2 protein-coding genes and 1 pseudogene are annotated in these 14,740 nt (G+C 67.8%); all 3 read right to left on the bottom strand.

The annotated features are described in order from the left end of the window. Window positions 1-10 precede the first annotated feature (10 nt). Window positions 11-7,618 (bottom strand): annotated as a pseudogene (locus A5773_RS26715) (amino acid adenylation domain-containing protein); the annotation flags it as partial. A gap of 16 nt (window positions 7,619-7,634) precedes the next feature. Then, complete coding sequence (gene pks2 / locus A5773_RS00820; RefSeq protein ID WP_067788918.1) at window positions 7,635-13,880, bottom strand: type I polyketide synthase; 6,246 nt, start codon at window positions 13,878-13,880, stop codon at window positions 7,635-7,637. A gap of 16 nt (window positions 13,881-13,896) precedes the next feature. Further along, window positions 13,897-14,190 (bottom strand): hypothetical protein, encoded by a 294-nt coding sequence (locus tag A5773_RS00815; protein ID WP_067788915.1) that lies wholly within the window; start codon window positions 14,188-14,190, stop codon window positions 13,897-13,899. Between the last annotated feature and the right edge of the window lie 550 nt (window positions 14,191-14,740).

The following is a 14,740-nucleotide window of genomic DNA, read 5'->3' as shown; positions in this document are numbered from 1 at the left end:
GGGTCAGTCCGCCGCCGCCACGATGGACATGGGCGCAGATGCCGGTGAGGGCGTCAAACCAGAGCCGGCTGAGCCGGCCGACCCGGGTGTCATCGAGCGCCGAGGGCGCCCAGGTCCAGGTGGCGTTGAGTTGTGGGCCGGCGTCGGTGTCGATGGTGGCGGCGTTGAGTTCAGCGGTGTGAGACAGGGGCATTGGCACCTCGGCGGCAGCGCCGGCGACCGCCAGGCTGCCCTGGTCGACTCGCCACTGGCCGCCAGAGATGTGGGTGTCGGCCGGGTCGCCCAGGCGTCCCAGATAGTTGAATCCGATGGTGGGGTCGGGCCCGGCCAGATCGGTGTCGGTGTTGAGGTACCTCAGCAGCCCGTAGCTCAGGGGATGGGGCACGGCGCGCAGTTGTTCCTTGATGCGCTTGACGATCGAGCCCAGTGCTGCGTCGCCGGACGTGACCTGCGGCCACCGCAGGTCGCCGACATTCAGGCCCACGGGGTATTTGGTGGTGAACCAGCCAACCGTGCGCGACAGGTCGACGTCGTCGACCAGGTCGTCGTGGCGGCCGTGCCCTTCGACATCGATGGCAAGGGGGCCGTCGCCGGTGCCGAGGAATTCGGTCCAGGCCAGTGCGTAGGCGATCAGCAAGATCTCGTGGATGCCCGCATGAAACGCCGCCGGAACGTCGGTGAGGAGTCGGCGTGTGGTGTCGGTGTCCAGCGAGACCGTCAGGTGCCCGGCGCTGGTATGGGTGTCTTGCTGTTGGGGGCGGGGGAGGCCGACGGCGGTGCTGGTGATGTGTTTCCACGTGTCGGTCTGCTCGGTGACCGCCGGCGTGTGGGCGTGTTGCTCGAGGATTTCGGCCCAGCGCCGGTATGAGGTACCACCGGCGGGCAGGCTGATGGGTTGGCCGCGATGGCGTTGAGCCCAGGCAATGTTTAAGTCCTCCAACAAGATCCGCCACGAGACCGCGTCGACCGCCAAGTGGTGGATGATCAGCACCAGTTGACCGGTGCCGGACACCCACAGCGCGCCGAGCATGGTTCCGGCGGCGGGGCTGAGCCCCGACCGGGTCCGGACAAGCTCCTCATCGCTCAACACGTCGGCCGTGCGCAGGCACTCACCGGCGTCGACGACGCCGGTCTCGGGGACGGTCAGCGTGCGGCCTTCGGTGCCGTCCCCGTGGACTCGGAGCCGAAGCACGGGGTGGTGGTCGATCAAAGCTTGTAGGACGGCGAGCACATCGGTGGGCGTGACGCCGGGCGGTGCTTGGAGCACCATGGTTTGGTTGAACTGGTCGACGGGGCCGTCGATGTCGAACAGCCAGCGCATGATCGGGGTGGGCCTGATCGGCCCGACACCCTCATCGATGACGGTGTCGTGCCCGTCGGTGATTCCGGCGATGCGGGCCAACCGGGCCACGGTTTGTTCGACGAAGATGTCGCGGGGGCGACAACTCAGCCCGGCCGCACGGGCGTGGGCCACTACTTGCATCGACAAGATGCTGTCGCCGCCGAGGTCGAAGAAGGAGTCGTCGATGCCGACCCGTTTGATGCCGAGCACCTGGGCGTAGATGGCGGCCAGGATTTCTTCGACCGGTGTGGTCGGAGCGCGGTAATGCTCGGTGGTGTAGTCGGGGGCGGGTAGGGCGCGGGCGTCGAGCTTGCCATTGACCGTGATGGGCAGCGCGTCCACCGCGACGACCGCCGCGGGCACCATGAAGCCGGGGAGCCGGTCGGCCAGTGCGGCGCGCGCAGCGGCAGGGTCGACTGTGCCGGGGCGGGTTTCGGTGATGTAGCCGACCAGCCGCCTATCGCCCGGGCGGTCTTCGCGGGTGATGACCGCGGCGTGTTCAACACCCTCGAGAGCGGCCAGCGCGGCCTGGATTTCGCCGAGTTCGATGCGGTAGCCGCGGATTTTGACCTGCTGGTCGGCACGGCCGAGGTAGTCGAGTTGTCCATCGGGGGCCCACCGGACCAGATCCCCGCTGCGATACATTCGTGTTCCCGGCGGCCCGAAGGGACAGGCCACAAACCGCGACGCCGTCAACCCCGCCCGGTTGAGATAGCCGATGCCGACGCCGTGGCCGGCCACATACAGTTCGCCGACGACCCCGGGCGGCGCCGGGTGCAGCCATGGATCGAGCACGAACAGTGCCGCCCCGGGCACCGGCACGCCGATGGGGACGGTCGCACGGTCGGGAGTCAGCGGGGCGCTGATGGTGGCGTAGACGGTGGTCTCGGTGGGACCGTACCCGTTGAGCATCAGCCGGCCCGGGGCCCATCGGTTTACCACCTCCGGTGGGCACGCCTCCCCGGCGGCCATCAGCGCGACCGCCTCCAACCCGTGCGGTGACAGCGCCGCGAGCGCGGAGGGGGTTTGACTGAACACGGTGACCTGTTCGGCGATCAGCAGTGCGTGCAGGTCGTCGGGGGAGCGGGTCACCTCGTCGGGCACCACTACCAGCCGACCGCCGAATAGCAGGGCGCCCCAGATCTCCCACACCGAGAAGTCGAAGGCGTAGGAGTGGCATTGGGTCCACACCTGCTCGGGCCCCAGCCTGATTCCGGTCTGCAGGGCGTCGAACAGCCGGGAGACGTTGTGGTGAGTGACGGCAACACCTTTGGGCACGCCCGTGGTGCCCGAGGTGTAAATGATGTGGGCGACATCTGCTGCCGCCGGGGCCGGAAGACCGGTGCTGGGTTGGCCGTCAATGCGGGGATCGTCGACCTCGAGGACTACCAGGTCGCACTCGCCCAAGCGGGGGCGCAGCGCGACGGTGGTCATCGTGACGACCGGTGTGGCGTCCTTGCGCAGGAAGGCAATCCGCTCGTCGGGCACTGCGGGGTCGATCGGCAGGTAGGCCGCCCCGGTCTTGAGCACGGCCAGGATCGCTACGATGGCCTCGGCCGACCGGGTGAACAGCAGCGCTACATTCTCACCCGGACCAGCGCCGCATTGAACGAGCAGGTGCGCCAACCGGTTTGACGCCTCGTCGAGTTCGCGGTAGGTCCAGGAGCGCAGCCCGCAGCGCAGGGCCACCGCCTCCGGGGCGCGCGCCACCTGCTCGGCGAACAACGCCGGGATCGAGACCGCCTCCGCCGGCCGGGCCAGCACGGCGCGGTGGCCGAGCACGTCGAGCCGCGCGGCCTCATCGGAGTCGAGCACATCGATCGACGACAACGCCGCCCGCGGGTCGGCGGTCATGGCAGCCAGCACCCGCTGCAACCGGCCGACCAAGGCGACGACGGTGCCCGGCTCGAAGACGTCGGTGCGGAACTCCACGGATCCCGAAATCCCGGCCGGCTCACCGGCATCGGTGAAGCGCTCGGCCAGGTTGAACGTCAAATCCATGCGGGCGGTGTGGGTGGCGACCGGTAGCTGCGCGACCTCCAAATCACCCAACGCCAACCCGTCCCCCGGATCACCTATGCTTCCCGGCAGGTTCTGCCAGGCCAGCATCACCTGCACCAACGGATGATGAGTCAGCGACCGCGCCGGGTTCAGCCGGTCGACGAGCACCTCGAAAGGCACATCCCGATGCTCGAGAGCGGAAAGCCCTTTCAGCCGGACCTGGGTCAGCAGCTCGGCCACCGTGGGGTCACCGGTCAGGTCCACCCGCAGCGCCAGGGTGTTGACGAAGAACCCGACCAGATCGTCGAGCGCGGGATCGTCACGGCCGGCGATCGGAAAGCCCAGCGCCACATCCGAAGTCGAACCGAGTCGTGAGAGCAATACGGCCAATGCGGCCTGCATCACCATGAAACTGGTCGCGTTGCATTCGCGGGCGGCAGCCCGCACCCGCTGCTGCAACTCCGCGGGCCAATCCACCGCCATGGTGGCCCCACGCTGATCGGCGGCCGGTGGGTACGCCCGATCCGTGGGCAACTCCACGCGATCGGGCACCCCGGCCAGCGCATTCTCCCAATACGCCAGCTGTGCGGCGATCGGGCTGTCGGCGTCATCAAGGTCGCCGAACTGGGCCCGCTGCCACAGTGTGTAATCCACGTATTGCACCGGCAGCCCGGCCCACCCCGGAGCAAGGCCCCGCCGCCGCGCCTCGTACGCCGCGGTGATGTCTCGCACCATCGGCGCCAGCGACAACCCGTCAAAGGCGATATGGTGCACCACGATTCCCACCACATGCCGCTCTGGGGCGAGCGAATAGATCTGCACACGGATCGGGATCTCGGTCGACAGATCGAATCGATGACCGGCCAGCGACGTCAACTCGCCGGCCACATCTTGCTCGGCCAACTGCACTATCGCGGCGTCTCCGCGTTGCCACATCCGGCCCTGGGGCGGCAGCACCCGCTGGAAGGGCACACCGTCGACGTCGGGAAAGACGGTTCGTAGGGGTTCGTGGCGGGCGACGACGTCATCGAGCGCCGCGCAAAGAGCCTCGATGTTCAGTTGCCCGCTGATTCGGAAGGCGGCCGGCATGTTGTATGTGGTTGTGCCGCCTTGCAATTGATCGATGAACCACAGCCGCCGCTGGGCGAACGACAACGGAACCGGGGCGGGCCGTTCGCCGGCCACCAATGGCTCGCGCTTGGCCGCTTCCCCATTGAGCCGGGGTGCCAGCAGCGCGACCGTGGGGGCGTCGAACAACGTGCGCAGCGAGAGTCCGGCATCCATCGACTTGTTGATCGCGGCGACCAGGCGCATCGCCGACAGTGAATCCCCGCCCAGGTCGAAGAACGACTCATCGACGCCAACGCGCTGCGCCCCCAGCACTTGGGCGTAGATGGCGGCCAGGATCTCCTCGACTGCGTTGGTGGGGGCCCGGTACCGATCGGCGTCGCCGTATTCGGGTGCCGGTAGGGCGCGGGTGTCGAGTTTGCCGTTGATCGTCAACGGCATTGACTGCAGCACCACGAGGGCCGCGGGCACCATATATCCGGGTAGCCGCTCGCCCAACGCCGCCCGCGCGGCAGCGGGATCGACAGCCCCAGCGTCGGTTTCGGTGACGTAGCCGATCAATCGCTTGTCGCCGGGACGGTCCTCGCGCACGATCACCGCGGCCCGTTGGACGCCACCCAGTGCCGCCAGGGCGGCCTGAATTTCGCCGAGTTCGATGCGGTAGCCGCGGAGCTTGACCTGCTCGTCAGCGCGCCCGAGGTAATCGAGCTGGCCGTCGCGGCGCCAGCGCACCAGATCTCCGGTCCGATACATCCGCGTTCCCGGCGGCCCGAAGGGGCAGGCCACGTATCGTGACGCGCTCAGCCCGGCCCGGCGCCAGTAGCCCACCCCCACACCTCGCCCGGCGATGTACAACTCGCCCACCACGTCGGCGGGCACCGGACGCAACCACGCGTCGAGGACGAACAACGCCGCTCCGGAGACCGGCGCGCCGATCGGCGGCGCGCCCGTTCCGGCGGTCAGCGGCGCACTTCTCGACGCGCACACCGTGGTCTCGGTGGGACCGTAGCCGTTGACCATGACCCGCCCAGGCGCCCAACGATCGACGGTCTCGGCCGGGCAAGCCTCACCGGCTACCAGCAGCGCCGCAGATCCTAAACCTTCGGGGGACAATCCTTCGACGGCTGAGGGGGTTTGGCTCACGACGTTGACCTGTTCGGTGAGCAGCAGTGTGTGCAGGTCTTCCGGTGAGCCCGCCACCGGTTCGGGCACGATCACCAGCCGGCCGCCGAACAACAGCGCGCTCCAGATTTCTTCAACCGAAGCGTCGAAGGCCAACGAATGCCACTGCGCCCACACCTGCCCCTGCGGGTTCAGCGACGCCAGCAGCTGGGTCACGTTGTGGTGCGTGATTGCAACACCTTTCGGCACGCCGGTGGTGCCCGAGGTGTAGATGATGTATGCGATGTCATCGGGTGAGGGCAGCGGCAACGCGGTGCCGGGTCGGGTGTCGGCAGCGTGGTCCGTGACGTCGATGACCACCTGGTTGCACCCGTCCAGCCGCGACCGGAGTTCCGCGGTGGTCAAGACGGCGATCGGGGTGGCGTCGTTCAGCATGAACTCGATGCGGGACCGGGGATGCTGCGGATCGATCGGCAGGTATGCCGCACCGGTCTTGAGTACCGCCAACATCGCGACGACGGCCTCCGGGGAACGGCTGAACAGCAATGCGACACACCCGGCCGGGCCCGCGCCATGTTCGGTCAGCAGATGCGCCAGGCGATTCGCGGCCTGATCGAGCTCCCCGTAGGTCATCGACAGACCCGCGAACCTGACGGCCACGGCCCCGGGTGCGCGCTCTACTTGCGCGGCGAACGACTCGGGAATCGAAACCGGTTGGGCCGACGCCTGCGTGAGCACCGCGCGGTTTCCCCATTCTTCGAGTCGGCCGTACTCGTCGGCGCTGAACGGATCGATCGAGGAGAGCCGCCGGCCCGGGTCGGCCGTCATCGCCAGCAAGACGTCTTGCAGCGGCTCCGCCAGGTCCGTGACGCCGAGGGCCGGAAATGGTTGGCCGGTGCCCTCTGTGCCGAACAGAAGTTCGTCGCCGGCGGCAGAGAAGAACAACCCGAAGCCGTCCGTCAGGCCGGAATTGGTGAATGACGCCGAGGCCGGCAGGCCACCGAAGTCCAAGGTGAATGCGGACGGAAGAAAGTTGACGCTCACCCGGTGGGCTCGCTGCTTTCGGCCGCGGAAGCGGGACTTGCGTTCCAGGGCTTGCACCGGAAAACGCTGATGTTGCAGGGCTTCTCGAATCCGGAGGTCAACATGCCGACAGAAATCGGCGACCGTAGCGTCCGGCGATACCGTCACGACCAGCGGCACGACCCCGGAAAACACCCCGGGGAGGGTCTTGGACTCCGGATCCACTCGCCTGCTTACCGGGAAGTCCAGTACCACGTCAGGGCCTTGGACGCACCAGCCGTGTACCAGCAGCGCGCACGCCGCGGTGATAACCGACGATCGAGGCATGTCCCGCACCTGTGCCGACTCTTGGATCCGGCGCAGCACCACCGGATCCAGGCGAACCGGCGCGGAGGAACGACAACGCCCGGGCTCGCTCGCCTCGCGCGGCAGCCAGTGCTCGAATTCGCTTTCGGGCGGCAGGTTGTGCGCCCAATACGCCTGATCCTCTTGGTAATCGGCCGACGCTTCGTAGGCTGCCTCGCACCTGACCAAGTCCTCGAGGGAGCCGAAGAACGGGGGCGGCATGGACGCGCCCGCGACAATGGCCGAGTAGAGGGTGGCGATCCGGTGGCCGACCAGCGCAATGCCCGTTGCGTCCACGACGATGTGGTGGCAGCACGTGAACCAATGGAATTCGTCGGGCCGTGTCTGAAACAGCGCGAACCTGAACAGCGGTCCCGTGAGCGGCATCGGCGTGCGTTGAATGGACGCGGCTATCTCGTAGGCGTGTTGCAGGGGACGCTGCGACCCGGTCAGGTCGTGGAAAATCAGCTCCAGTTTCGGATCATCAATCGTGGTCTGGAAAACCTGGCCCTGCTCTTCAAAAAACGTTGCCCGGACCGGTTCAGCCTCCTGCAGCGCTCGGCGGATCGCCCACACCAAGGGCTCTCGCTGTAGCCGACCCTCGATTTTCGCGAAGAGCCCGAGCTGCCACTCCGCATTGAAGCGGCCCGTCTCCTGCGCGAGCCAAATGTCCAACTGCCCGGGCGTCAGCGGGAGCGCCCGGTCGTCACGTTCCATCCGACCCCCTCCGGTCTCAGGCCGCACTAGCGGGCGCCAGCTTCTCGCACAGCAGGCCCGCCAGGCCGCGGATCGTTATGGTGGAGATGTCGGCCGACGGGATGCGCACCCCCGTTTCGGTCTCGATGCGGGTTCGTAGTTCGAGGGCGCCCAGTGAGTCCAAGCCGTATCCGGAGAGCGGCCGGTCGGGATCGACGCTGCGACGTAAGATCAGGCTGACCTGATCGGAGATCATCCTCCGCAGCCAGGTCGGCCACTCGTCCATCGGCAGGTCATCGAGCTCGGCCCGCAGTTTGCTTGTGCCCGTTTGGGTTTGTCCGACAGAGCGAAATGCCTGCGCAAATGGGCTGCGCTCGGCCAAGAGCGCCAGCCAGGAGGTACCGGTGATCGGCGCATAGCCGGTATAGGCCCGGTCGTGGCGCAGTATCGCTTCGAATGCGTAAGCGCCCTCGTCGGGCGCGATCGCAATGCTGGAATTCTCCGCCAGTGTGGTCGCGCGCCCGATCTCTGCCCAGGGTCCCCAGGCGATCGCGGTCGCCGGCAGCCCCCGGGCCCGCCGCCAGTGGGTGAAGCCATCGACCCAACTGTTGGCCGCCGCGTAGGCGCCCTGCCCCGGCGAGCCCACCAGCGCGGCCGCCGAGGAGAACGAGCAGAACCAGTCCAGCGGCTGGCCCTCGGTGGCGGTGTGCAAGTTCCACGCGCCGTAAACCTTTGCTGCCCAATCGCGTTCGATCAGTTCGTCGGTGATGTTGGTCAAGGTGGCGTCCTCCACCACCGCGGCCGAATGCAGGACGCCGCGCACGGCGAGCCCGGTGGCGGTCGCCGTGGCCACCAGCCGGCGCGCGGTGTCGGGCTGCGCGATATCCCCGCACTCCACCACGACGTCGGCGCCGGTCGCGCGGATCCGCTCGATCGTCTCCAGCGCGGTGTGCGTCGGCTGTGAGCGTGCGGACAGCACGACGCGCCCGCATCCCGCGGCGGCCATCCTTTCCGCCAGGAACAGCCCGAGACCCCCAAGACCGCCCGTGACGAGGTAGGCGCCATCAGGGCGGAAGACCGGGGCCTGCGCCGGCGGTACCGTCACCCGGTGGCGGCCGGTGTGCGGGACGTCGAGCACGATCTTGCCGGTGTGCCCGGCGCCGGCCATCGTCCGAATGGCGTTGCCGGCTTCCGCAAGCGGGTAGTGCGTGCTCTCCGGAATCGGGAGCACGCCGTCGGCGATGAGCCGGTACACGGTGGCCAACAAGTCGTGAACCCGGTCCGGTTCGCTGTACGACAGCAACGCCAGGTCGACGCCGTGGAACGCGAGGTTAGGCCGGAACGAGAAGAGGCCCAACCGGATGTCCCGCTTGCCGATTTCGATGAATCGGCCACCGAGAGCCAGCAACTTGAGCCCCGCGAGCTGGGCGGCGCCGGGGACCGAGTTGAGCACGATGTCTACGCCGTACCCGTCGGTCTGGCGCCTGATCAGGTCGGCGAACTCGGTGCTGCGCGAATCGTAAACATGCTCAATGCCCATGTCGCGCAGCAGTTGTCGGCGTTCCTCGCTGCCCGCGGTGGCGAAGATTTCCGCGCCCGCGGCCCGGGCCATCGCGATCGCCGCCTGTCCGACCCCGCCCGTCCCGGAGTGGATCAGCACGCGATCACCGGCCTTGATATGGGCCAGGTCGTGCAGGCCGTAATACGCGGTGGCGTGCGCGGTCGGCACCGCCGCCGCCTGCCCATCGGAGAGTCCGGCCGGCAGCGTGACCGCCAGGCGAGCGTCGCAGGTGATGTACGTGCCCCAGCAGCCGTCGCCACACAGACCGCCGACATGATCGCCCACCTTGTGGTCGGTCACACCCGGTCCGACCGCGGTCACCACGCCGGCGAAATCGGTGCCCAGCTGCTGTCGCCGGCCCTCGAAGGCCGGGTAGCGGTCGAACGCGACCAGCACGTCGGCGAAGTTGATGTTGGAGGCACTGATTTCCACCTCAATCTGGCCCGGACCCGGCGTAACTCGTTCCCGGGCAATGAATTCCACCGACTCCAGATCACCCGGCGTGCGGATTTGCAGACGGACGCCGTCCCGCTCGAGGTTGGCGATGGTGGTGCGGCGCTCCTCGGGCCGCAGCGGGCTGAGGGCCAAACGCGCCGTGTACCAAGCGCCGTGCCGCCAGGCGGTCTCGTCTTCCTCCGACCCGGCGAGCAGTTGTCGGGCGAGCTGCTCTGCCTCGGTGTCGTCGTCCACGTCGATCTGGGTGACCCCCAGGTGCGGATGCTCGGAGCCGATCGCCCGCAGCAGGCCCCGCAGCCCGGCCTGCTCCAAATTGGGCACGTCGCTGGCCACCACCGTCTGGGCGTTGCGCGTGACGACGTAGAGGCGGGGGAGTTGGCCGGGCGTGTCGGGCAATTCGCGGATGACATGCACCAGGTGTTGCACGGACTCGAGGCCCAGCGCCGGTGACCGGTCATCGGCGTCACCCTTCCCGGTCCCCGCCGCGATCACCAGACCGCTGAATCCGCCGGCACGCAGACGATCTCGAAGCTGTTCGGAGTTCGAGGTGTGATCGGCGTGCGGCGGCCAGCACATCGTGGTGCATTGTGCGCCAAGGCGTTTCAGCGCTTCCGTCAACAGGGCAACGGCGTCGGCGGCGGTGCCGATGACCAGCCAGGCTCCGGGGTTGCGGTGTTCGGCCTCCGGCAGTTCTCGCTGCCGCCATTCGATCGTCAGCAATCGCTTGGCCAGCAGCCGTTCGTCGTGGTCGTTCTCGGCTGCCCCGGCACCCAATCGCAGCCCCTGCACGGCGAGCAGGACGGCCCCGTGCTCGTCGAGCATTTCGAGATCCGCCTCGACTCCGGAAGCATCGGCTTTCGTCACCCGTGTGTAGCAGTAGCGGGCTCCGCGGGCAGGGCCGTGGGAGCGGAGCCGCCGGAGACCGAGCGGCAAGGCCAGCACGTCTTCACCCAGGGGTTGCACTTCGGGGTGCGCCGCGACGGACTGGAAGCAGGCGTCCAGCAGCGCCGGGTGCACCCCGTAGGCATCTTGTTGCGAGCGGATTTGACCGGGTAGCGCGACCTCGGCCAGCACGGTGCCGGTTGCCCCCGCGCCGATGTGCAACGCGGTGAGTCCGCTGAATGCCTGACCGTACCGAACACCACGCTCGTCCAGGCGGCGGCGGACCTCGGCGCCGTCCTCGCTGCCCGGGTGCGCGGCGAGCAGCGCGGAGATGTCGTGCGCGGGCGGGGGATCCTCCGCGGCGGCATAGAGCCCGGCGGTGATCAGCTGCACCTGGTCGCCCCCGTCCTCGGACTCCACCGCGAAATCGGCGACGCCCGTTGACGACAACGCCGCCGACGCTCCGATGGTGGTCTGTTCGTCCAGCAGCAGCGCCTGCTCGAAGTGCAAGTCACGAACCTCGGAAGCATCGCCGAAAACGGCGCGCGCCGCCGTCAGCGCCATTTCGCAGTAAGCAGCCCCGGGAAACACGGTCACATCGCGAACCTGGTGATCGCCCAGCCAGGGCTGGGCGGCGGTGCCGACCTCCGCCTGCCAGACATGGCGTTCCGGTTGCTCCTGCAAGCGCACGTGGGCGCCCAGCAGCGGATGCACCGCAACGGTGCAGCCACCGTGCGTTGAGGGTTGACCGCCGCGGCTCAACAACAGCCGACGATGCGTCCAGGTCGGCAGCGGTGCGTCAACCAGGCGCCCCTTCGGATAGAGCACGGAGAAGTCGATCGCGGCGCCCGCGCTGTACAGATCCGCGACAAAGCCACGCAAGCCGTAGGGCTGTGCTTGCTCGCGACGCATCGCGGCCAGGGCGGCCAGCGGCATGTCGAGACTGCGGGCGGTCTGCTCGACCGCATGGGTGAGTAGCGGGTGGGGCGCCAACTCCGCGAAGACGCGGTAGCCCTCCTCCAATGCGGCCCGTACCGCCGGCGCGAAACGCACCATCTGGCGCAGGTTTTGCACCCAATACCCGGCATCGCAGACCGGCCGCTCGCGCGGGTCGTAGAGGGTTGCCGAGTAGAAGGGAGTCTGCGGCGGCATCGGATGCAGCCCGGCGAGCGCGTCGGCCAGATCGTCGAGGATCGGATCCACCTGGGGGGAGTGCGAGGCGACGTCGACGGCGATCTCGCGGGCCATTACGTCGCGCGACTCCCAGGCCGCGACCAGATCGCGCACCGTCTGGGTGGCGCCGCCGATCACCGTGGATTGCGGCGACGCCACCACCGCCACCACGGCATCGTCGACGCCCCGGGTCACCAATTCCGAAAGCACCTGCTGCGCAGGCAGTTCCACCGAAGCCATCGCACCCGCACCGGCGATGCGCGACATCAGGCGGGAGCGCCGGCAGATGACGCGCAACCCGTCTTCCAGCGACAGCGCTCCTGCGACGACGGCCGCGGCGACTTCACCCAGGGAATGCCCGATGACCGCGCCGGGCTGCACCCCGTAGGAGCGCATGGTCGCGGCCAGCGCGACCTGCATGGTGAACAGGGTCGGTTGAACCCGGTCGATACCGGTCACGGTCTCCGAGGCGGTCAGCGCCCGGGTCACCGAGAACCCGGCCTCGCCGGCGATCAGTGGCTCGGCCGCCGCGACGGTCGCCGCGAACACCGGTTCGGTCGCCAGCAGCTGGGCTCCCATTCGAGCCCACTGCGAACCTTGTCCCGAGAAGACCCAGACCGGGCCGCGGTCATCCTGCCCGGCCGCGGCCTGATACGGGGTGTCGCCCTCGGCGACCTCACGCAATGCCTTTACCAGCTCCAGCCGGCCACTGGCAATCACGGCGGTGCGTACTGGGCGGTGCACGCGCCGGCGCGCCAGGGTGTAGGCGAGGTCCGTGAGGGCTACATCCTCATGCGTTGCGACCCAGTCGCCCAGGCGACCGGCGGTGCGACGCAATTCGTCGGCCGATGTGGACGATAGCGGGAAGAGCAGAGGTGCGGCCGACTCAGCTTCGGGCACAGCGGCTTCCGGAACCTGCGCCGGAGCTTGCTCCACTATGGCGTGTGCGTTCGTTCCTGATAGCCCGTACGACGACACCGCCGCCCGCCGGGGATGATGACCATTCGTCGGCCATGATGTGATCGTCTGCGGCACAAACAGTTTGGTGTCGACTGCGGCCATCTCGTCGGGCAGCCGTGCGAAGTGCAGATTCTGCGGGATCATGCCGTGCTGCAACGCCAGGATGGTCTTCATCAACCCGAGCGCTCCCGCGGCCGACTGCGCATGACCCAAGTTGGTCTTCACCGTCGCCAGCGCGCAGGGGACGTCGATGCCGTAAACGGCGGCCAGGCTTGCGTATTCGACCGGGTCACCGACGGGCGTACCGGTGCCGTGGGCCTCGACCATGCCGACGCTGCGGGCATCCACGCCGGCGGCGGCCAGCGCCGCTCGGTACACCGCGGTCTGCGCCGCGAGCGACGGGGTGGCGATGTTGACGGTGTGGCCGTCTTGGTTGGCGGCAGTGCCGCGGATGACCGCCAGGATCCGATCACCGTCACGCAGCGCGTCGGGCAGCCGTTTGAGTAATACGACGACACAGCCTTCGGCGGACGCGAACCCGTCAGCCGCGACGTCGAACGCATGACACCGACCTGTGGGGGAAAGCATGCCTTCCGCGGAACCCGCGACGAACTTCCGCGGATCCAGGATCACCGCCGCGCCACCCGCCAGGGCAAGGTCGCTTTCACCGTCGCTCAGGCTGTGGCAGGCCAGGTGCACCGCGGTCAAACCCGACGAACATGCGGTGTCCACCGTCATCGCGGGACCGTGAATGCCCAAGACGTACGCGATCCGCCCTGATGCCAGGCTGAAGCTGCTGCCGGTGAACCCGTACGGCGCCTCCACTGCGTTCGCATCGGCGGCCAGCAGTTGATAGTCGCCGTGCGTCAGACCGACGAACACACCGGTGAGCGAGTCGGACATGGTCTCTCGCGTCAGGCCGGCGTGCTCCATGGCCTCCCACGAGGTTTCCAGCAGCAACCGGTGCTGGGGGTCGATCGCGGTGGCCTCGCGTTCGTTGATCCCGAAGAACTCGCAATCGAAGCCGGCGACGTCGTCGAGGAACCCGCCCCACTTGGTCACCGACCGACCAGGAATCCCCGGCTGAGGGTCGTAGTATTCGTCGGCGTCCCACCGGTCCGGCGGCACTTCGGTGATCAGGTCGTCCCCACGTACCAACGCCTCCCACAGCCGCTCGGGGGAGTCGATGCCGCCGGGCAGTCGACAGGCCATGCCGATGACAGCAGTGGGAGTGAAAGTTGCTTTCTCCACGGCCGTTCACCTCTTCTTATCCGGCGGGGCGGTAAGCGCGCTTGAATTCGGAGTGGTCGTTGAGACCGCCTGGTCGAGTCAACGCATCTTCGACAATTGGTTGCGGCGGGAAACGCCCGATGCCGGACGGCATAGCGGTGCGCATTCCAATTGATCGATGTCCGGGCTGATGGTCCGAAATCGCCAGGTCCACCAGCGCAAAGACATAATCAACGTTCGGTTCGACGATCGAATAATCGGTCGTCCGCGGGAAAATTCGGCCGTCCACCTCGAAGAAATCGGCGCTGGGTGGTTCCGGCCCTTGCTGCACTTTGCTGATTACCGGACTAAGCAAATCTGGATTACCCAGAGTCCCGATATTCGCCAATGAGCGCGGTCGGCATTTGGTACCCGAGTGGCCAGAGTTTCGCGGAGGCCAGACATTTGATTGTCGCCTCGGCAGGGGAAGGTCGGGGTCCTCAATCCCCATCCGACTTCGCCCGGCTCGAAGGCGTGGGAATGGACGACCGGACTGGCCCGGCCGCCGTCGCTTCGTCGTGGCGCGCCGCGAAGATGCAGCGCGAATGGCTGCGATCCCGGTCGCCCGGCATTCGGCTGCGTCTTGGGCGGAGGCCCGGAAGAAGTTGTCCCGCGCCGGTTGTCGCCGGCCGAGGCGAACTAGTTGTCGTTGTCGTTGTCGACGGGTTGATCATGCGCTCTCCCACACCGCAAGTCGACGTGTGTGCAACAAACCATACAGAAGGTCACCCCGGAGCGCGCCGGGTTGAGGCAAATTCTTCGAAGCGACCTAGGTGTTAGCTGTGCGTTCAGTCGCGAGTGGTCGCACGGCCGGCGGAGAGGCCTAGTGCGGGTGGTGTGCG

Source organism: Mycobacterium sp. 852014-52450_SCH5900713 (assembly GCF_001667075.1).
Lineage (GTDB): Bacteria > Actinomycetota > Actinomycetes > Mycobacteriales > Mycobacteriaceae > Mycobacterium.
The sequence above is the reverse complement of the archived record's forward strand: the minus strand, read 5'-3'. Positions and strand labels throughout refer to the sequence as shown.